General features: G+C 38.7%; 18 protein-coding genes. 17 read left to right on the top strand and 1 reads right to left on the bottom strand.

All coding sequences use genetic code 11. The features are described from left to right. Nucleotides 1–38: 38 nt before the first annotated feature. The 6 genes from pseC to BC751_RS18970 are packed head-to-tail and all read left to right on the top strand — an operon-like array spanning nt 39 to nt 6,168. Nucleotides 39–1,193 (top strand): UDP-4-amino-4,6-dideoxy-N-acetyl-beta-L-altrosamine transaminase, encoded by a 1,155-nt coding sequence (pseC, locus tag BC751_RS18995; protein ID WP_130276997.1) that lies wholly within the window; start codon nt 39–41, stop codon nt 1,191–1,193. Continuing rightward, nucleotides 1,186–1,881 (top strand): pseudaminic acid cytidylyltransferase, encoded by a 696-nt coding sequence (gene pseF, locus BC751_RS18990; RefSeq protein WP_130276996.1) that lies wholly within the window; start codon nt 1,186–1,188, stop codon nt 1,879–1,881. The genes pseC and pseF overlap by 8 nt, the downstream gene beginning before the upstream one ends. Beyond that, complete coding sequence (locus tag BC751_RS18985; RefSeq protein WP_130276995.1) at nt 1,856–2,857, top strand: GNAT family N-acetyltransferase; 1,002 nt, start codon at nt 1,856–1,858, stop codon at nt 2,855–2,857. Before pseF ends, BC751_RS18985 begins: the two co-directional genes overlap by 26 nt. A gap of 1 nt (nt 2,858) precedes the next feature. After that, nucleotides 2,859–3,881, top strand: a complete 1,023-nt coding sequence (pseI, locus tag BC751_RS18980) for a pseudaminic acid synthase (RefSeq protein WP_130276994.1) — start codon at nt 2,859–2,861, stop codon at nt 3,879–3,881. A gap of 23 nt (nt 3,882–3,904) precedes the next feature. Beyond that, on the top strand, nt 3,905–5,266 hold the full coding sequence (locus BC751_RS18975) for a surface carbohydrate biosynthesis protein (protein ID WP_130276993.1): 1,362 nt from the start codon (nt 3,905–3,907) through the stop codon (nt 5,264–5,266). After that, nucleotides 5,263–6,168, top strand: a complete 906-nt coding sequence (locus tag BC751_RS18970) for a glycosyltransferase family 2 protein (RefSeq protein ID WP_130276992.1) — start codon at nt 5,263–5,265, stop codon at nt 6,166–6,168. Before BC751_RS18975 ends, BC751_RS18970 begins: the two co-directional genes overlap by 4 nt. A gap of 294 nt (nt 6,169–6,462) precedes the next feature. Here the strand turns inward: BC751_RS18970 and BC751_RS18965 are convergent, their stop codons facing one another. Next, nucleotides 6,463–7,683 carry an IS4 family transposase gene (locus tag BC751_RS18965; RefSeq protein ID WP_242617437.1) on the bottom strand — a complete coding sequence of 407 codons (1,221 nt, stop codon included), beginning with the start codon at nt 7,681–7,683 and terminating at the stop codon, nt 6,463–6,465. Nucleotides 7,684–7,727: 44 nt separating this feature from the next. On the opposite strand from BC751_RS18965, the gene BC751_RS18960 reads away from it, so the two are divergent. The 11 genes from BC751_RS18960 (at nt 7,728) to BC751_RS18910 (ending at nt 19,363) form a co-directional block, all read left to right on the top strand. Next, a complete protein-coding gene (locus BC751_RS18960; RefSeq protein ID WP_130276991.1) occupies nt 7,728–8,810 on the top strand; it encodes a glycosyltransferase family 4 protein in 1,083 nt (360 codons plus the stop codon). Continuing rightward, a complete protein-coding gene (locus BC751_RS18955) occupies nt 8,807–9,910 on the top strand; it encodes a glycosyltransferase (RefSeq protein WP_130276990.1) in 1,104 nt (367 codons plus the stop codon). Before BC751_RS18960 ends, BC751_RS18955 begins: the two co-directional genes overlap by 4 nt. Nucleotides 9,911–9,921: 11 nt before the next feature. Beyond that, nucleotides 9,922–10,575, top strand: coding sequence for a haloacid dehalogenase-like hydrolase (locus tag BC751_RS18950; protein ID WP_130276989.1), 654 nt, complete (start codon nt 9,922–9,924; stop codon nt 10,573–10,575). Nucleotides 10,576–10,603: 28 nt separating this feature from the next. Continuing rightward, on the top strand, nt 10,604–11,458 hold the full coding sequence (locus tag BC751_RS18945; protein WP_130276988.1) for a hypothetical protein: 855 nt from the start codon (nt 10,604–10,606) through the stop codon (nt 11,456–11,458). 6 nt (nt 11,459–11,464) lie between these two features. Next, nucleotides 11,465–12,640 carry a hypothetical protein gene (locus BC751_RS18940; protein WP_130276987.1) on the top strand — a complete coding sequence of 392 codons (1,176 nt, stop codon included), beginning with the start codon at nt 11,465–11,467 and terminating at the stop codon, nt 12,638–12,640. A 690-nt stretch (nt 12,641–13,330) separates the two neighbouring features. After that, complete coding sequence (locus BC751_RS18935) at nt 13,331–14,146, top strand: polysaccharide biosynthesis/export family protein (protein WP_130276986.1); 816 nt, start codon at nt 13,331–13,333, stop codon at nt 14,144–14,146. 4 nt (nt 14,147–14,150) lie between these two features. Further along, nucleotides 14,151–16,571 (top strand): GumC family protein, encoded by a 2,421-nt coding sequence (locus tag BC751_RS18930; protein WP_130276985.1) that lies wholly within the window; start codon nt 14,151–14,153, stop codon nt 16,569–16,571. Nucleotides 16,572–16,835: 264 nt separating this feature from the next. After that, nucleotides 16,836–17,216, top strand: coding sequence for a transposase (locus BC751_RS18925; protein ID WP_130275476.1), 381 nt, complete (start codon nt 16,836–16,838; stop codon nt 17,214–17,216). Then, on the top strand, nt 17,213–18,091 hold the full coding sequence (locus tag BC751_RS18920; protein ID WP_165389788.1) for an IS3 family transposase: 879 nt from the start codon (nt 17,213–17,215) through the stop codon (nt 18,089–18,091). Before BC751_RS18925 ends, BC751_RS18920 begins: the two co-directional genes overlap by 4 nt. A 211-nt stretch (nt 18,092–18,302) precedes the next feature. Continuing rightward, on the top strand, nt 18,303–18,488 hold the full coding sequence (locus BC751_RS18915) for a hypothetical protein (RefSeq protein ID WP_130276984.1): 186 nt from the start codon (nt 18,303–18,305) through the stop codon (nt 18,486–18,488). Beyond that, a complete protein-coding gene (locus BC751_RS18910; RefSeq protein WP_165389788.1) occupies nt 18,485–19,363 on the top strand; it encodes an IS3 family transposase in 879 nt (292 codons plus the stop codon). Before BC751_RS18915 ends, BC751_RS18910 begins: the two co-directional genes overlap by 4 nt. Nucleotides 19,364–19,750 lie beyond the last annotated feature (387 nt).

Here is a 19,750-nt window from a genome sequence, read left to right as displayed (position 1 = left end):
TTAAAAATGAAATTGTACAGCTAACTTTTAAAGTTTAAATGAAAAAAATACCGTACGGCAGACAGCATATTACCCAAGAAGATATTGATGCTGTAGTGGAAGTGTTGCAATCAGAATGGTTGACACAGGGACCGAATATAAAAAAATTTGAGGAAGCATTTGCCTCTTATGTTGGCGCAAAATATGCGGTGGCTGTATCAAACGGAACGGCGGCCCTTCACTTAAATGCGATGGCATTAGGAGTACAGCCAGGGGATAAGGTCATTACAACTCCGATTACTTTCGTGGCATCGGCTAACTGTGTCCGATATTGTGGGGGAGAAGTTGTTTTTGCAGACATTGATCCAGATACATATTTATTAGATATCAATAAAGTTAGAGAACTACTTGAGGCAGATACTCAAAAAGAAATCAAAGGTATTATTCCGGTAAATTTTGCCGGCAGGGTAGTGGATATGGAAGCATTCAGAGCGTTGGCAGATGAATTTGGCTGTTGGATTATCGAAGATGCCTGCCATTCTCCGGGGGGCTATTTTATCAATAGTGCTGGCGAAAAAGTGATGTCAGGTTCGGGAAGGTATGCTGATTTGGCTATTTTTTCTTTCCATCCTGTCAAACATATTGCAGCCGGGGAAGGAGGGATGATAACCACCAATGATGAAGTATTGTATAAAAAGCTTCTTAACTTAAGAACTCATGGCATACAACAGGATCCAACGCTCAAGATAGAGGATCATGGCGTATGGTATTATGAAATGCAGGAACTGGGCTATAACTATAGACTTACTGATTTTCAGTCTGCTTTAGGCTTAAGCCAGTTAAAAAGAGCTGATGCAGGTTTGCAAAAAAGAAAGGAAATAGCAACCAGATACTTCGAAGCATTTAAAGATTTTACCCCAATCAAACACCAATCTGGAGTGGTTGAAGGACATGCCTATCACCTGTATGTGATTCAAGTGGAGAAGCGCAAAGAGTTAATAAATTATTTGAGAAGCTTGAATATTTTTGCCCAAATCCACTATATACCTGCCCATTTGATGCCTTATTACAGGCAATTTGGATGGAAAGAAGGTGATTTGCCAATGGCAGAAAAGTATTATTCTGGTTGCCTAAGCCTTCCCGTGTATCCCACGTTGACCCTTGAGGAACAGGATTTTGTGATACAGTCTGTATATAAGTTTTTTGATGAGTAAGCTTTGTATAATTCCGGCTAGGGGTGGAAGTAAGAGGATTCCCAGGAAAAATATCAGGGATTTTTGGGGGAAACCTATCATAGCCTATAGTATTGAAGCTGCTTTGCAATCCGGACTTTTTGATAAAGTGATGGTTTCAACGGATGATGAGGAAATTGCAGGAGTTTCAGTAAAGTATGGGGCAGAGGTTCCTTTTATGAGAAGTGCATCCACTGCAGATGATTTTGCAACGACTGCTGATGTGCTGGCTGAGGTTTTAAAGAAGTATGAAAATGAGGGGATAAGTTTTGAATATGCTTGCTGTTGTTATGCAACAGCGCCATTTACAACGGCCCAAAGGTTAGCAGAAGGATTTAATAAACTGATCACAGAAAATGCGGATAGTGTTTTTCCAATTTCTGCTTTTTCTTATCCCATATTCAGGAGTTTCAAAAGATCAGATGATGGAAGGGTTGGCATGATCTGGCCGGAAAACCTGAATAAAAGATCACAGGATTTTCCGGAAGCCTTTCATGATGCAGGCCAATGGTATTGGTTTGTAGTAGATAGGTTTTTGAAGTCTGGGCAATTATTTACAAATAATTCCATTGGTTTGGAGATCAGTACATTGGAAGTTCAGGACATAGACAACGAACATGACTGGCATTTGGCAGAACTGAAATATGGCTACCTACAAAGTATTAAATAGGCAGGTTTACACCTCCGGAAACTATTCAATTGCTCCAATTAGAATGGAGGATAGGTATGCCATTATGAAGTGGCGCAATGAACAGATTTATCACCTTAGACAGAATCAGCCCTTGACAGAAGCTGATCAGGATGCTTATTTTGAAAATGTGGTAGCCCAACTTTTTGAGCAGGATAAACCCAATCAGATTTTGTTTTCCTATTTAGAGAATGGAGAATGCATCGGTTACGGAGGGCTGGTCCATATCAACTGGATAGATAAAAATGCAGAGATATCCTTTATTATGGATACGGCATTGGAAAAGGAACATTTTGAAAACCACTGGGGGATTTATTTAAAGTTGATAGAAGAAGTAGCCTTTCAGGAATTGGAGTTGCATAAAATTTTCACCTATGCATTTGATAACCGTCCAAAACTTTACCCAGCTTTGGAAAAGGCAGGTTTTAAATTAGATGCCAGATTACGGGAACATTGCTTGTTTGAAGGAAAATTCATTGATGTGTTGATTCATACTAAAATCCATACTAAACTCTCATTGAGGAAAGCTACACAAGAGGATGTCAGTTTGACTTTTGATTGGGCCAATCATTCCGAAACCAGGCAATACTCATTTTCAAAGGAATGGATCAATCTTGATACGCATACCAGTTGGTTTACGTCAAAAATTTCTAACCCTGATTGTCTTTATAAAATCCTTGATGATAATGGATTACCCGTGGGTTCTATAAGATTGGATATCAAGGAACAAGAAGGAATCATCAGTTATTTGATTGCGCCCGGACATAAAGGCAGGGGATTTGGAAATAAAATTGTTCAAATGTTTTTATCTGATCTCAAGAACGAAGGAATTGGAGTGAAAAAAGTTGTGGGATTGGTTCAAACTGACAATATTGCTTCGATAAAAATATTTGAAAGTTTAGGGTTTCACAAAATCCAGCATGATAATGGCGTATTGAAATTTGAAATTAAAATTTGACATGCAAATAGGGTCATATAATATTAGCAAAACATCACCCGTATTTATTATCGCAGAGCTTTCAGCCAATCACAATGGAAGCTTGGAAACTGCCTTGGCTACGATCAAAGCGGCAAAACGGGCTGGGGCCGATGCCATCAAATTGCAAACCTATACGGCAGATACCATTACCTTGGATTCTGATAAGGAGGACTTTATCATCAAAGGAACCCTTTGGGATGGAAGGAAACTATATGACCTGTACAAAGAAGCTTATACCCCGTGGGAATGGCATGAAACGCTCTTTAATAAAGCAAAGGAAGAAGGGCTCATCTGTTTCAGTTCTCCTTTTGATAAGACAGCAGTAGATTTTTTGGAGAATTTGAATGCACCTGCTTACAAAATAGCTTCCTTTGAGATCACCGACATTCCTTTGATTGAATATGTGGCTTCCAAGGGTAAACCGGTGATTATTTCAACAGGTATCGCCACCCAGGAAGATATTGAACTGGCATTGGATGCCTGCTACAGAATGGGAAACCGGGAGGTGGCCTTGTTGAAATGCACTTCCAGCTATCCCGCCCCCATAGAGGAAGCCAATATGGTGATGGTGAAAGATATGGCGGAAAGATACGGGGTGATTACAGGGCTATCTGACCATACCATGGGCAGTACGGTACCCATTGTTGCCACCTGTTTTGGAGCAAAGATTATTGAAAAACATTTTATTCTGGACAGGTCCATAGGAGGTCCGGATGCTTCCTTTTCCATGAACGAGCAGGAATTTGGGGATATGGTTAAGGCAGTCAGGGAGGCTGAAAAGGCAATTGGGGTAGTGGATTACAATCTCACCGAAAAACAACAAAAGAGCCGTGATTTTTGCAGGTCTTTGTATGTGGTCAAGGACATTGAAGTCGGAGAAATCATTACCGAGGAGAATGTAAGGAGCATTAGACCGGGATTTGGGATGCATCCGAAGTATCTATCGGACTTTATTGGTAAAGAATCAACAATTAAATATGGAATTGGTGATCGTTTTAAATAAATTTTCCTTTTTTAAGAAAAAATATGAACTATTTACTTCCAATTGAAACCATAAATAGAGAGATTGATTTTAAACTAGTTTTGGCAGCAAAACTTGCCAGTCAAAGGAAGAAATTATGGATAGGTCAATATGATTTTTTAAGTTTAATCACTGAAAGATTGTTTGGTGGTATTTACATTGGGAAAAATATTTTTTTAAAAAGAAGTGATTTAGAAAATGGAGAGCATTATAAATCATTAAAAGCAAGAGGCTTTGAGGTTGTCTATCTTCATGAAGAAGGAGCAGTATTTTCGGGAATTGAGAGTGATTGGAAAAATACTTTGAAATCGCAGTATGACCTCAGATTTTTTAACGAAAAAGATAAAGTTTGTGTATGGGGTGAATTTCAAAATGAATTTGATAAAAATAGAAGTGAAAATGTTAAAATAATTACGACAGGGCATCCGAGATTTGACCTTTATACGAAACAATATTCATGGATATACAATCCTATTTCCTTAAAATTACAAGAAAAGTATGGTGATTTTATTTTGATAAATGGGAATTATGGAGTGGCTAATCATGGCATAGGTTTATCCCATATTTTTTCTAAGATAGGAAATTATCTTGTAGATGACATTCAATCCCGCTTAAAAAGGATAGATTTTTTCTCAAATTCAACCAATCAGATGGTGGCTATGATTCAACTAACCCATCATCTTGCAGTCAAATTCCCTGAAGTCAATTTTGTTTTCAGACCCCATCCTTCTGAAAATCATGAAACTTATAAAATTATTTTCAAGGGTGTAAATAACATCATAGTTAATCATGAAGGTGCTGTTGGACCATGGATTTTGGGTGCAAAAGCTGTAATCCATGATGGCTGTACTACTGCGATAGAAGCAGCGCTATCAGGTGTTCCGGTAATCAATTATAAACCTCATTATGATCCAAATTTGGATATTTGGTTGCCAAATCAAATGGGAGTACAATTAAAAAACCATACCGAAGTTTTTGACTACCTTCGTGATGTGCTTTCCGGTAAAGAAGCTGGATGTAAAATCAATAATATTGAAAAAGTTAGCAGCCTTTTTGAAAATTTCAAGAGCAATGCTTTTGAAAACCTGATTCAGGTAATTAAAGAAGTGGAAAAAGAAAAAGGGCAATGCAAAGTAAAAGAGATGAGTAATGCCCAAATCAAAGCACTTTACTTAAAATTTGAATTAAAAAGGAAATTGTATGCCTTGAAAAACGCTTCATCCAGGAATAAACTCTCCTATCATAACAGAAAGTTTTACGGTTTCTCCAAAGTAGATTTGGAACCAAAATTTAAATTGATCCAAGAGCATATTAATCCGGAGGTGCGTTTTAAAATCCATAATCCATTTTTGATAGAAGTTCAATGAAACAAGCTTTGGTTTCAGTCATTATCCCCACCTTTCAACGCTCAGAATTTCTTGCCAGGGCCATTGATTCTGTACTCAATCAGACGTATAAGCAAATTGAAATTATTGTAGTTGATGACAATGATGGAGAGAATGAATTTAGGAAATTGACCAAGGAATTAATTGTTAATTCTTATGGGAATAAGGGTATTGTTTATGTAAAGCATGAATGGAACAAAGGTTTACCCAGTGCAAGAAATACTGGAATAAATGCTGCCAAGGGAGAATATATTGCTTTTTTGGATGATGACGATGAATGGCTGCCTGAAAAAATCGAAAAACAACTCAGCTTATTTTTGCAATTGCCGGAGGAATTTGGGGTAATCAGCTGTGGTTGGAACCTGATAGATTCCCATCGCAATCATTCTAAAAAAGAATTTCCTAAGGTTAAAGGAGAGGTCCAAAAAGTGCTGGCATTGAATTACTTTTCTCCACCCTCTATGGTGATGGTAAAAAGGAAATACTTGGAACGGGTCAATGGATTTGATGAGCATTTTTTTTGGAGAGAGGATATTGAATTGTATTACCGCTTGGCCTTTATCTGTAAGTTTGAATTTGTGCCAGAGGTTTTGGTCAATTATTATTACCATTCGGGTTCCATGTCCAGAAATTTTCCTAAAAAATTAAGGGCAGTGGAAAATTTTATTGAAAAGCACCAAAAGACACTAAAAAGAAATAAAATCCCATGGTCAGAGATTCATGAAAGAAAAGGGGATTTAGCTGCTGCAAGTGGTGAGTTACATAAAGCTATTCGCGCTTTTTTGATAGCTTATTTCAATAGGCGTAAAAGATTTCAGATCTTGATTAAAATGATTATTTCTTTGTTTGGTGGAGAATTCTATATTAAGCAAAGAAAATTATGAAAAATTCATTTATTAGAAATCTATTAATAAATAAGGTGATCACTTAGTTAAAAATTTAAACCTTGGATATTAAATAGACATAACCATTATTTTTATTTCTTAAAAATATTCTATGAAAAAACTAGCAATCTCCATTTCTCCGCATGTAAGCGGACCTTATACCCAATATCTTAATTTAAAAAAGGGCTTAATTAAGTATGATTGGGAGGTAATTGGAGTCTCTTTAAATCAATGCTGTCCTAAATAATTTTTTCTTCTCTAAGAATATTAGCTTAGAGGTAATTGTGAAGTGATTTATTTATAATCTGGAAAAAGAACCCCCTGTGGGTTATATTTTGGGGGTTTGTCATGATCTTCAAAAGGTCTGTCCAGCCAATTTTGCAATTCAATTTTGACGAAAATATTCAATCTGATAAATGCTACTAGATTTGACAGATGCCATCCGTATTTTGCGGATGCTTTCATTGCTTTTAACAGTAAAATTGTAATCAAGGCAGTCCATATCTGTATCATTACTGCGTTTTTTGAAGTTCCAATGAATGTCTTAATGTGGAGTAGCTGCTTAATATCCCTGAAAAAAACTTCAATTTCCCACCTTGATTTATAAAGGTCTCCGATTGTCTGTGCTGCCCAGGTGAAGTTGTTGGTGATGATTTCTATGGTCTGTTGGTTTTTCTCGTCCCAGACTGCCACTCTTCTGAGTTTTTTAGGATACTTAGTCTTAGACTGTGGGTTGGTCAGTTCTATTTCTTGGTCAATTAGAACATGCTGTGCCATTTTTTCTGGCAGTTCCCGTTCGCTGATCACGGTGTAAGCCAGGTTGTCCTTATGCCTTATGACAAAGAATACCCCTTTGCTGTCCCAAATATTTAGCATCGGAAAGTCATTGTAGTACCTGTCTGCGACGATAACAGAACCTTTTTCCAAAGGTATATTGTAAGCACCTTTATTATCCGCTACGCTTCCTTCTGTAATGTTCACATAAGCAGGAAGTTTACCATCATAATCTAACAGGGTATGCATCTTAACAGCGCCCTTTTTAGTGCGGAATGTGGCCCAGTCGAAGACAGAAAGGCAAAGGCTTATGACTGTTGCATCTAAAAGATATACTGGCACCTTGATTTTAAGTTTGACACGCCTGAGTGATGCCTGCTGTCCTAAACTTCCCAAAAGAGAATAATAAAGGTCTTTAAAAAGATCAGCATCTCTCCGCTTGTTCTGATAGCTGATACTTGACTTGGAAGGAGCCTTTGAAATCCCAAGATGGTTTAGGTTCCCCGTAGCTGAACGAAGACCATTGGATATATCTCTTACCGATGTGCTTTTTGCAAAATGACAGAAAAGCATTGATACTAGATGTGTCCAGCTATCAAAACCTTTACAACCTTTATCTGTCTGCTTATCTTGAACCAGTTTTTTGAAAGTTGAACGGTCAATCTTTTTAATAATCTGTGAAAACAATGTAATATTACACATGAGAGGTCTTTGTTTTTGGTGCAAACCCAAAATACACATTTTGGGCAAAAATTCAGACCTCTCATTTTTTATTTAGGACGCTATTGTCTTTAAATAAATCTGATTTAGAAAATGACATATTTCAAATTGAAGGGGAAAATGATCCTGGCAAACTTTTAGATAGCTTTTTAAGTTTTATTGCAAATCATCATTTGGATATTTTTATTCCGATTAATTATCCTCAATTTAATTCTATTTTAGAACAAATTTCAAATCATGTGAAGGTATTGAAAAGAGCAAGTACCTTGACTTATGAAAACATTATGGATAATTTACAATATTGTTCTGCAATTATAGCAACAACTCCTAGACAACTTAGTGACCTAAAAAAAGCAGGAGTTGATGAAAAATTCATTTTTCAAGTTCCAAACCCAACTATCATTTATGAGGTGAATAAAAATAATTCAAATACGTACGACCTCGGTTATTTCGGAAGGATTTCTCATCCAAGAAAGGGTATTTTATTTCTTCCAAGTGTTTATTCGAATTTAAAAAAAAAAATTACAAATCTTTCAATAGCTTATTATGGTTCAGGTCAGGATTTAAATGCCTTAAAATTATTGCATTCATTCGATATATTGTTAAAAAGAAAAATCTTGTTTTATGGTCATTACCATCCTAATGAAATGTCAAATATGCTTGGGCAGTTTAAAATATTTTTAATGCCTTCTATTAGTGAGGGTTTTGGTATAGCTTTAATAGAAGCAATGTCAGTAGGTACTGTCCCAATAGCCACAAAGATTGAAGGAGTAACTGACTATATTATCCAGGATGGATATAATGGTTTTGTAGTTGATAGAAAAAAGGATGCGTTTGTTGAAAAAGTAGCATTTCTTTTAGAAAATCCGGATGTTTTGGAAAAAATGAAATTGAATGCTATGGAGACAGTTAGAACAAAATTCGAAATTGATGTGGTTGCCCAACAATATTCGGAACTTTTGAATAAAGTTTGTACCCAAAAAGAAAAGATAAAATTTGAATTAGGTCACGATCAAAAATATTTTAAACCAGAATTTGAGAAAGTCCTTATATCTCAAAAAAGAAAATGGATTCCTTCGTTTTTTAAGGATCTTTATAAAATTTATTCTATAACGAAGTCTGATTTTTACAAAAAAACAAGAAGTTGATTCTCTTTTATATCCCTAATTTTAGACCTGGTGGAGCAGAGCGGGTGATGATAACCATTTTGAATAGCCTTTTTAAAAGAGATTATTCGGTAACACTTTTGGTAGGTAAAAGAATAGGGCCTTTGGGAACATTGCTTGATCCTGAAATCCCAGTGTATGTATTGGGCTATGACTCAGCAAAATTTGCATGGATTCCTTTATGGACTTTTTTAAGGAAAAATAATCCAGACCTTTTGATTTCCACCTTAGGGGCTTCTGTGAGTGCAGCCATAGTTAAATCCATTAATAGGCGCTCATTTAAAATGATTTCCAGGTTGGGAAATACAATTGGTGCGGAGAAAAAATTGTATTCAAATCCTTTAAAGAGAAACTTGTTTATTTCCTTGAACAAAATGATAGCCAATGCATCGGATAGGATTGTGGTACAAAGTGAATCCATGAGAAAGGATTTCATTGATGAAACCAACACTTCCCACCAGAAAATCAGCTTAATCTACAATCCTGTTGATGCCCATTTGATTGAAAAAATGGCGGAGAAGGATACGGAAACTTTTGATTTGTTGGCCATCGGCCGCTTGCTTCCCCAAAAGGATTATCCCATGATGCTTTCTGCTCTAGAAATTTTGATTCAATCAGGATTTAAGCTGAAATTGGGAATTATAGGAATTGGTGAACTTCAGCCTGAATTGCAAAATATTATTATGGCTAAAGGCTTGGAGGAGTATGTTCAGTTTTTAGGTTTTCAAAATAATCCTTATGCTTTTATTCCCAGAGCTAAGTTACTTCTTTCCAGTTCTCGATATGAAGGATTCTCTAATGTCATCCTGGAAAGTTTGGCCTTGGGAACTCCTGTAATTGCTACCGATTGTCCCGGAGGCAATGCGGAAGTGATTAAAGATGGTTTCAATGGCTATTTATGCGAAGTAGGAAACCCCAAAGATATGGCCGAGAAGATAATCATGGCTTTAGAAAATATTGAGCATTTTGATAAATACGCCATACAAAGGGAAACGCATGCTCGTTTTAGTATTGAGAAAATTACGGATCAGTATATTCAGGTCATGCAAAATGTATTGGGTAAGCCTTTGTCTTTGAGATGAAGCAAATAGCCATGAAGGACCCCCTTTTAATCACTGATATCTGCGGAACACTCTATAAGTCGAATACTACTTATGATTTTTATAGGTATTATTTCTCCAAGCATCACAAGGTCAAATACATTTATTTTATGTTACTAATGTCCCTTCCTGCAAAGGTCTTGTATGTTTTGCTTTCCAAATCAGGACTTTCCTTACAAAAATTGCGGTACTATTTGATTGGTCTGATTGAAAATGAATCCGTGGAAAAGGTGGAAGTAACGGCGAAAATTTTTTTTGAGCAATATTTAAAGAAAAGAGTCATCCCCGAAACGGAAGTGCTAATCATGCAGTCCAATAGGTTGATATTTTCTTCCGCAAGTGTAGCACCTGTTGTCAGTCTAATCGCCGAGAAATATAATGCGATGGCATATTTTGCCACTACTTTGGAGGTGAAGAATGGTAAATATACTGGAAAGATTCTCCAAGATAACCAAGGAAAAAAGGCCAAACATTTGTTGGCATCAGATTGGAGTTCTCAGATTAAAAATGCGACCTTTATCACCGATAACAAAGAAGATGTAGACTTGCTGAGAAGGGTTGAAAGACCTATTGTAGTCAGTGCTTCAAAAGAACTTTCATTTTGGAAGAAAACGGAAATTCCTGCTTTAGAAATCATTCTAAAATAAAATTCATCATGTCGTTTTTGATTTGAAAATGAACAATTGGTTAAAATTTTCCATACCTACTTACTACTTGTTTTATTCAAGATTGAACAGGAAGTCTGAGATTTTTTCATGGGTGCTGGTTTTTCCATTGATCGTTTTTTTAGGAAACTACAGTTTGACAGATCTGCAGTTTCTTTCTTTTGTCGCTATCTTCGTCTTAGCCTATTGGTCCTGGTTTTCCTTTTATGAAATTGGGTATTTGGAGAATGATGCCCTGACTGTAAAATTGGAGGATAAACCTACCATGCGGATCCCCATGGACGAAGTAGCTTTCATTCAAAAGCACTTTAGATGGATCGCCATCATAAGATGGTTGAGTTTTTTCCTTGGACTTGCTCTATTGCATGTTTTCTTTGAAGGATTGTTGCGGTTGGATTGGATGCTGATTTTGGCCATGCTTACCAGAGCATTCTTTTGGATTCATAACCACTTCAGATCAAGGATAAATATTTTTTCTTATTTCGGTCTTTCAACTTGTAAGTATCTTTTTTTTGCCCTTGTCCTTTACAAGATTTCTTATCCTTTTTTATTAGTGGGGTTTTTCTTGGCTTTTCCATTGATCAGGACGATAGAACATGCCTGTAAAGTGAAATACCAATTACCGATACTGAAAAAATGGGTAGGGGATTTGGATAACTTCAGGGTGAGGTATTACCTGATTATTAGTTTAATCCTTTCAGTCTATCTCTACAGTTTAAATACATGGGGTCAATTGGAAAAGCAACATTTGGTTATGTTCGGGCTGGTCTTCTATTTTTTCTTATATCGTATTCTTGTTTGGCTGGTACTGAAAAACGGCCAATACAAAAGAACTAAATTTGAAGCCCATACTTGGGAGAAATAAGCGCCTATGGATTTTCTTTTTTGGATATTAATCATTTTTGCTGGCCATAGAATTGTGAATTCTAATGCAGCAAGACATGGATTGAATGCAAAACATAAAAATACATTGATCCAATTGTTTTATTGGCACATGCTCATTGGCTTGGCTTATGCATTCTATGCCAAAGGCACGGATGCCTCCTTTTATTGGAATGGTTTTGGAAACAGAGGATTTGTCGGCGAAACCTGGTTTTCTTTTTATGGTATCAGTACCACTTTTATGTTCTTTTTGAATTTCCCTTTTTCCCAAGTTTTGGGATTGAGTTATTGGACTGGTTCTTTGTTATATTCCTTAGTGGGCTATGTAGGTTTTGTTTATTTGTTTCTGATTATAAAGGAAAATTTTCCGGCTAATATCAGGCTTTTTGGCTATGCCTTATTTCCCCTAATACTGTTTTTGCCCAACCTTCACTTTTGGTCATCCGGAGTGGGAAAGGACAGTTTGTCTTTTTTTTGTATCGCAGGATTTTTTTATGCCTTGACTTCACCCAATAAACGGGTTTTACTGTTGATGTTAACTTTCATTTTGCTTTATCATGTAAGGCCACATATGGCTTTGATCATGGTAGTAGGAGGTGGAGCTGCACTTTTATTTTCAGGTGATTTAAAACCACTTCAAAAGGCATTTGCGATTTTTGTTTTGGTAATAGGTAGTTTTTTTATTTATGATAGGGTTTTTTCATTCTTAGGAATTGACGATCCATCAAATCTCGAAGCATTTGAAGAAAAAGCCGAGTTTTATTCACACCATTTGGCAACTTCTAGAGTAGGCTCTGCTGTAGATATTTCCAGTTATTCTTTTCCGATGAGGTTATTCACATACCTGTACCGCCCCTTATTTATTGATGCACATAATTTTGCCACCCTATTATCTTCTTTTGAAAACTTCTTTTATTTATTACTTACCTTCACAGCTATTTATAAGGGGAATATAATAAACGCTTTCAAGAAGTCTCCTATGGTCATCAAGGCGGGGCTTTTTTCGTTTGTTATGGCTGCTTTGGCTTTTTCTAATTCCCTAAGCAATCTGGGTATTATTATGCGTATGAAGAATATGACGATGATTTACTTTTTGTTGTTTTTGTTTTTTGCCATGAGTTTGAAAGTTTTCGAAACGAGAGTCAAAAGGGAAAAAAGAAGGTAGAAACTATTTCAGAAATCAAAGGTAAAATAAGGGTTTATTGCGCTTTGATTTTATTTATCCAATATCCCATTAACAACACCTACACGCTGCAGCATTATTTTTCGGTTTACCTTCAGGTCATTGAGGAACATAAAAAGTAAGTTACTAGCTTTCCTTGACAAGCTGCTGCGTTTTTTGGAAAAGCTTCCCCTTGTCATTCCCCGTTTTCATGAATAAGGAACATTCCACGTTGCGCCACCTGCGTATCCTTTGCGCCCGAGGCGTGAAATCACCTCATGCAGGAGGCACAGATTAAAAAGCTGCGCTTTTTAATCGCGTGTAGTAATGGATTTTTAACCATTTGGAGAATCCAAGACTCTGTTTTTTATGTTACTATTGTGGTTAAAAAAAGCTGAAAGCTCATTGACCAGTGGTCCCGCGGCGCAACCGCAGGACAACACAGAGAAGATCTCTCTCAACGTTCGAGATGACAATGCAAAGCTTTGGACAATAGCTGACCTTATTCCATAGGATGGCTTTAGGGTTGTAGTCAGTTCAATAAAAAGCCCATTGTTGAACATTTTCTTGAAGGCTAGGATGTAGTATGGAAAAGCCAAGGTACTGGCTTTGCCCGGCAGAATATTTTTTAAATTTCCCCGATAAAAAAGATATTTCTATATATTTGGAATTAAGATTGGATTCACCCTGAATATGAGGAACATTTTCATTTTGTTTTTTTTGGCTGCTGTTAGTTTTTCCTGTATCAGCAATAAAAAGATTGTTTACCTGCAAAACCTTCCCGAAAACGAACCCATTGAGCTCGATACCTTTATTCCCTATGCCAAAATGGAGAAGCAGTATATCCTGCAGCCTTTTGATTATGTGGACATTGACTTTGCGGCTACGGATGAGGAATTGATCAAAGGCTTTGAATTCCAGGGGGCCAGGGGGGCACGGGGAGGAGGAGCTAACCGCATGGGCATGATGGGCGGCGGAGATATGTTTTTCTTTACGGGCTATGGCATTGACAAGGATGGCTTTATCGAAGTACCCAAACTTGGGAAAATAAAAATAGGTGGGCTCACCGAAGAACAGGCCAAAATCGTGGTCCAAGAGGCCATCAATGATTATTTCAAGGAAGAAGTCCTGGTCCGCCTAAGGATAGCGGGTGTGAGGTTTACTACCTTGGGAGAATTCCAAAATGTGGGCAATCACGTCCTCCTCAGGGATAGGGTGACGATCTTTGAGGCCGTGGCGGCGGCGGGGGAACCCTCCCTGCTGGGCAAGCGGCACAAGATGTTCATCATCCGGCAGTACGATGAAGGGACAAAATTGCATCAGGTCAACCTCAATGACAGGGCCTTATTGGCATCTCCATTTTATTTTATACAGAACAACGACATCCTCTATCTCGAACCGATGAAAATCAGACAGTACGGAAGGGCAGACAATTTGCTGGGAGTCGTGCAGATTGTCACAGGTTTGGTGGTGACTACCTTACTTTTTGTGAATTTATTCAGTAATTAGCGTTATGGAAGATTTTGATTACAGGGATCAGAAAGAGGGGCAAAAACCGGTTGATCTTGGTTATCTATTACGGAAGTATTTAAGGTTTTGGCCTCTTTATCTGCTGACAGCAGTAGTTTTTTTGACTGCCGTCTTTTTTTACCACCGTTACACTGTAGACAGGTTTGAAGTATCAGGAACTGTCCTGGTGGGCAACAAAAGCACGGTGGAATCAAGGATTTTTGACAGGTCCAATATTTTTACAGGAGAATTGACCCTGGACAATGATGTGCTTTTGCTTACTTCCAAGATTTTGGCCAAAGAGGCATTGAAGAAATTACATTTCGATGTAGAATATTATGCCAAGACGAAAATAAAAACCGTAGAACTCTATGACCGCAGCCCTATCCGGATAGAGGTGGACTGGGACCATCTGCAGGTTGCCGGGATGGAAATGGAACTGCATATTCTGAGTCCGGAGACTTTTATGGTCAAGGATATTGAACCCGGATTCTGGGATCTCAATTCGGCCGTAGCCAATGTGGACACTGGGATCAAAGACCGGGTTTTTAGATTTGGAGAGGAAGTCAAGACCTCCAGGTCAAAGTTTACTGTCTTTTTGGTCAATCCCAATCAGGTGGGAGAGGTGATTATTTTCAAACTGATACAGCCGGCCACTTTGGAAAGCCGTATGGCTTCTGCCCTGAAGGTCAGTATGGTCAAAAGCATGGGTTCAGCTTTGGAGCTTAGCCTGGTTACTACCGTGGTGGAAAAGGGGCGGGATTACATCAATGCCCTTATGGAAGCTTTCATTGAGTATGACCTGCAGGAAAAAAACAGGAATGCTGAAAACACCTTGAAATTTATCAATCAGCAGCTCGCCTATTTGGAGGATTCACTGAAAAAAGCACAGTTGGAACTGCAGAAGTTCAAGGTGGAAAACAAATTGGTAAATGTCTCGGCGGAGTTTTCCAATATCCTTGAAAAAATGAACCGGTTGGAAGAGGAAGGGAAAGATCTGGATTTTCAGCTGTCTTATTATGAAAGTATTGAGCGTTATATCGCAGGGAAAGGCAGAGATTTTTCCCAGGTCATCGCCCCATCGGTAGTGGGGATTCCCGATCCTCTGCTCAACGGCCTGATTCAGACTTTGGTGCATTTGTCTCAGGACAGGAGAAAGCTTTTGGCAGTGGTCAATGATAACCATCCGGAGGTGGTGAAAAATGACATGCAGATGCAGAAGGTCCAGGATGCGCTGCAGGAGAATATTGTCAACCTGATTGCCAATACCAAGGGTAAAAAAGAGGTCATCCAGAAGGAAATCCAGCAGTTGCAGAGGCAGTTTGTGGGGATGCCTGAGTCAGAATCCCAATTCTCAAGCATCAGCAGGGAGTTTAATCTTAGGGAAAACCTGTACACCTACCTGCTCGAGAAAAGGGCAGAAGTGGGAATAGCCAAGGCTTCCAATGTCTCCGACAATACCATTTTGGATTATGCGAAAATAGGCAGTCTGGTCTATCCCAATAAAAGAAACAATTACCTGATTGCCCTGTTGTTGGGTATTTTTCTGCCATTGGGTTTTGTAATGGCCTCAGATCTTTTGGATCCAAGGATCAAGGACCAAAGGGATTTCAAAAACCATTTTGAAGCGCCTTTATTGGGGATTATTGGATTTAGTGACTATAAAAATAACCTGGTGGTCCTCGATCATCCAAGGTCTCCTGTGGCAGAATCCTTCCGTTCTTTGAGATCAGCTATCAGTTTTATAGCTTCCGGGAAAAAGAGCAAAAAAATATTGGTGACTTCCTCTGTTTCAGGTGAAGGAAAAACTTTCTGTGCTTTGAACCTGGCTTCCGTTATGGCATTGGCGGGAAAGAAAACTATAGTAGTGGGTGCGGATTTGAGAAGACCCCGTTTATCTGATTATTTTAACCATAAAGACGTAATAGGTCTTTCTACTTTTTTGATCAAGAAGGCAAAGGCAGAGGACATCATTCAGAAAACCCCGCAAGAAAACTTATTCTTTATCCCGGCAGGACCTGTTCCGCCCAATCCGGCGGAACTGCTTTTATCTGATGGATTGAAGGATTTGATTTCCTATTTGGAGGAAAATTATGATATGATCATTTTTGATACGGCTCCATTGGGCCTTGTTTCTGAGACGACCGACCTGATGAGAAGTTTTGACCTGAATATCTATGTGGTCAGACAGTATTATAGCCGCAAAGAACACCTGGTGATGATCAATGATCTTTACAAAAACCAACAGGTGGGCAATGTCTATGGTGTATTCAATGGAATGAAAGGTGTCGGATATTATGCAAAAGGATTTACCTATGGCTATGGGAATGCCTATATCTTTGCAGATAGGAACAAGTATTTGGGGGAATATTACCAAATGGAAAAGAAGAAGTTTTCATTCTTCAAGTGGTTCAGAAAAAATTAGTATAAGTATATAGTACACTGGTTTTTCAGATAGTTAAACCCGGATTAAGTGGTAAAAACCACGGACTTCCGGGTTTCTTTATTTAAAAGGAAATGTGGAAGAACGCACAGGTACAGTTGATTTTTTTGAGACCGCTACTTTTTCAGGGAATGGGGAGAAAGAAGGGGGATTTTGAAAGTGGGATTTCGGAAGGTGGATTTCGGAAGTTGGTGTCACGTCCTGAAATAGCTTGACAGATTAAGTCAAACTAAAAACAGGAAAAAAATGACAAAAACGGTTCGGGAATTTAACAGGTACAGTATTAGCTTCAAGAAGCAAGTAGTAGAGGAGCTGGAAAATGGAAGTTCCTATTCTTATCTTCAAAAGAAGTATGATATTAGAGGAGCGGAGACGATCCAGAGGTGGGTCAGGTCCTTTGGCAGGGATCATTTGTTGAACAAAAGGGTTAGAATAGAGACTATGGATGAGAAGAGAAGACTTAAGGAACTGGAAGAGGAGAACAAGAGGTTAAAACTTGCCTTGGCCGATTCGATAGTTGCCAACAAGATGCTTGAGACGCTGATAGATGTTTCAAATGATGAATACAAGACGGATTTAAAAAAAAACTTTGGCAACGGACTGTTTCAAAAAGGCCTGAAGAAGTGAGCGTTAAGTCCGGTTGTACTTACTTTGGTTACAGTAGGTCAGCATATTATGGTTGGATGGACTCCAAGTTGAAGGAGGAAGCGCAATACGACCTGGTATTGGAGCTTGTCCGGGATTACCGGAGGACGCATCCGATGATGGGCACAAGAAAGCTTCAGGAGTTGATCAGAGAAGATGCGGTGAGGTTGGAGATCAGCATAGGAAGGGACAGGCTCTTTGAGTTGTTGCGTTCTGAAGGCTTGCTGGTCAAGCGCAAGAGGAAGTATGTTGTTACAACGCAGTCATTTATGCGCTACAGTAAATATGAGGATCTGTTCAATGGCAATGTCTGGACCACTGCCCATCAGGCCTGGGTTTCGGACATAACCTATATCCGTGTCGGGGATTCCTTCAGGTACCTGTATCTTATTACCGATGCATACAGCAGGAAGATAGTAGGATGGTATTTGGGGAATACGCTTGAGTCAAAATGTGCTGTAGAAGCCTTAAAAATGGCGATAGAACAATGTCCGTCAACAGAAGGCATTGTTCATCACTCAGATAGGGGCTTTCAGTATTGCAGTAAGATTTATACTGAATTACTGGAAAAGGAAGGTATAAAGTCCAGTATGGGAGAAGCAGGGAATTGCTATGATAATGCAATGGCAGAGCGGGTTAACGGGATTCTGAAGATTGAATATAAACTTGGGGACAGGTTTAAGAATCTCAAAGAAGCGTTTGCAGCAGTAAGGCATGGAGTATGGGCCTACAATGAAAAGAGGCCACATTGTTCATTAAATATGAAGAAGCCGATTGAGGTACATGAGGGACTAACAGTGTTTTCATCTCTCAAACGCAAAAGTAGCCCAAGACAGAGACCTGTCAAGGCTATATAAACGTCGCTTCGCTCCGGCCTTGACAGGTCTCCTTACTTGGGCTCTAGGGCATTTAAGAGGATTGAAAATAAAAGAAAAAACAAAGAAAAAAGTGTCAAGTAAAATCAGGACGTGACAGAAGTATGATATTAGAGGAGCGGAGACGATCCAGAGGTGGGTCAGGTCCTTTGGCAGGGATCATTTGTTGAACAAAAGGGTTAGAATAGAGACTATGGATGAGAAGAGAAGACTTAAGGAACTGGAAGAGGAGAACAAGAGGTTAAAACTTGCCTTGGCCGATTCGATAGTTGCCAACAAGATGCTTGAGACGCTGATAGATGTTGCAAATGATGAATACAAGACGGATTTAAAAAAAAACTTTGGCAACGGACTGTTTCAAAAAGGCCTGAAGAAGTGAGCGTTAAGTCCGGTTGTACTTACTTTGGTTACAGTAGGTCAGCATATTATGGTTGGATGGACTCCAAGTTGAAGGAGGAAGCACAATACGACCTGGTATTGGAGCTTGTCCGGGATTACCGGAGGACGCATCCGATGATGGGCACAAGAAAGCTTCAGGAGTTGATCAGAGAAGATGCGGTGAGGTTGGAGATCAGCATAGGAAGGGACAGGCTCTTTGAGTTGTTGCGTTCTGAAGGCTTGCTGGTCAAGCGCAAGAGGAAGTATGTTGTTACAACGCAGTCATTTATGCGCTACAGTAAATATGAGGATCTGTTCAATGGCAATGTCTGGACCACTGCCCATCAGGCCTGGGTTTCGGACATAACCTATATCCGTGTCGGGGATTCCTTCAGGTACCTGTATCTTATTACCGATGCATACAGCAGGAAGATAGTAGGATGGTATTTGGGGAATACGCTTGAGTCAAAATGTGCTGTAGAAGCCTTAAAAATGGCGATAGAACAATGTCCGTCAACAGAAGGCATTGTTCATCACTCAGATAGGGGCTTTCAGTATTGCAGTAAGATTTATACTGAATTACTGGAAAAGGAAGGTATAAAGTCCAGTATGGGAGAAGCAGGGAATTGCTATGATAATGCAATGGCAGAGCGGGTTAACGGGATTCTGAAGATTGAATATAAACTTGGGGACAGGTTTAAGAATCTCAAAGAAGCGTTTGCAGCAGTAAGGCATGGAGTATGGGCCTACAATGAAAAGAGGCCACATTGTTCATTAAATATGAAGAAGCCGATTGAGGTACATGAGGGACTAACAGTGTTTTCATCTCTCAAACGCAAAAGTAGCCCAAGACAGAGACCTGTCAAGGCTATATAAACGTCGCTTCGCTCCGGCCTTGACAGGTCTCCTTACTTGGGCTCTAGGGCATTTAAGAGGATTGAAAATAAAAGAAAAAACAAAGAAAAAAGTGTCAAGTAAAATCAGGACGTGACAAGGGATGTTGGATGAGGGGTTGTCGTTGTTGTCGGGTTGTCATGGTTGTTGGGTTGGGGGGATAGTCTAGAATGAAGAATTAGGAATTAATGCCGTTTAGTTAGTGGTTAATTAACTGAAATTCATTATATTAGAGGTATAAAATAAGGCTTCCGAAAGCAGGGAGTGCTGGAAGCCTTAAAACTTTAATTGTAAATGAATTCAAGTTAAAACTAAGTTATGAAAAATTTATCATCGAAAGACACTATCCCGATAAGTGTGTAAACTTCA

The sequence above is a fragment of the Cecembia calidifontis genome, assembly GCF_004216715.1.
Lineage (GTDB): Bacteria > Bacteroidota > Bacteroidia > Cytophagales > Cyclobacteriaceae > Cecembia_A > Cecembia_A calidifontis.
Note: the sequence above shows the minus strand (reverse complement) of the source record. Positions and strands in the feature narration are given on the sequence as shown.

Bases quoted from the DNA above. Each gene is read 5' to 3' on its own strand.
- pseC (WP_130276997.1), top strand. From the start codon at position 39: ATGAAAAAAATACCGTACGGCAGACAGCATATTACCCAAGAAGATATT.
- pseF (WP_130276996.1), top strand. From the start codon at position 1,186: ATGAGTAAGCTTTGTATAATTCCGGCTAGGGGTGGAAGTAAGAGGATT.
- BC751_RS18985 (WP_130276995.1), top strand. From the start codon at position 1,856: ATGGCTACCTACAAAGTATTAAATAGGCAGGTTTACACCTCCGGAAAC.
- pseI (WP_130276994.1), top strand. From the start codon at position 2,859: ATGCAAATAGGGTCATATAATATTAGCAAAACATCACCCGTATTTATT.
- BC751_RS18975 (WP_130276993.1), top strand. From the start codon at position 3,905: ATGAACTATTTACTTCCAATTGAAACCATAAATAGAGAGATTGATTTT.
- BC751_RS18970 (WP_130276992.1), top strand. From the start codon at position 5,263: ATGAAACAAGCTTTGGTTTCAGTCATTATCCCCACCTTTCAACGCTCA.
- BC751_RS18965 (WP_242617437.1), bottom strand. From the start codon at position 7,683: ATGTGTATTTTGGGTTTGCACCAAAAACAAAGACCTCTCATGTGTAAT.
- BC751_RS18950 (WP_130276989.1), top strand. From the start codon at position 9,922: ATGAAGGACCCCCTTTTAATCACTGATATCTGCGGAACACTCTATAAG.
- BC751_RS18945 (WP_130276988.1), top strand. From the start codon at position 10,604: ATGAACAATTGGTTAAAATTTTCCATACCTACTTACTACTTGTTTTAT.
- BC751_RS18940 (WP_130276987.1), top strand. From the start codon at position 11,465: ATGGATTTTCTTTTTTGGATATTAATCATTTTTGCTGGCCATAGAATT.
- BC751_RS18935 (WP_130276986.1), top strand. From the start codon at position 13,331: ATGAGGAACATTTTCATTTTGTTTTTTTTGGCTGCTGTTAGTTTTTCC.
- BC751_RS18930 (WP_130276985.1), top strand. From the start codon at position 14,151: ATGGAAGATTTTGATTACAGGGATCAGAAAGAGGGGCAAAAACCGGTT.
- BC751_RS18925 (WP_130275476.1), top strand. From the start codon at position 16,836: ATGACAAAAACGGTTCGGGAATTTAACAGGTACAGTATTAGCTTCAAG.
- BC751_RS18915 (WP_130276984.1), top strand. From the start codon at position 18,303: ATGGATGAGAAGAGAAGACTTAAGGAACTGGAAGAGGAGAACAAGAGG.